The following is a 276-nucleotide window of genomic DNA, read 5'->3' on the forward strand; positions in this document are numbered from 1 at the left end:
TTACAGTTTCAAGAGTCTTACCTTCTGAATCTTTAAGAACGAAGCTGAATTCGTTCGCTTTAAGCTCACGGCCTTCCAAACGTTTAGTGAAGTTGAATTCCACTTCAACTGGTACGTTGTTAACACGTTTTTCAGTTGGTTTGTTTGGTTTTTCAACTTTCTTAGTTGTTGGGTTGTAGTAGTTAACTACTTGAGCCGCAGTATTTTCAATATCTACACCGCCAGGTACATCAGCTTTAACTGTTGTTGGGATGTCGAACTTGTAGTAACGTCCAA

General features: G+C 39.1%; 1 protein-coding gene. It reads right to left on the reverse strand.

The annotated features are described in order from the left end of the window. The coding region (locus AX663_RS10755; RefSeq protein ID WP_197414199.1) for a hypothetical protein at positions 1-276 on the reverse strand (276 nt) is incomplete at both ends.

The sequence above is a fragment of the Streptococcus sp. CCH8-H5 genome (genome assembly GCF_001556505.1).
GTDB lineage: Bacteria > Bacillota > Bacilli > Lactobacillales > Streptococcaceae > Streptococcus.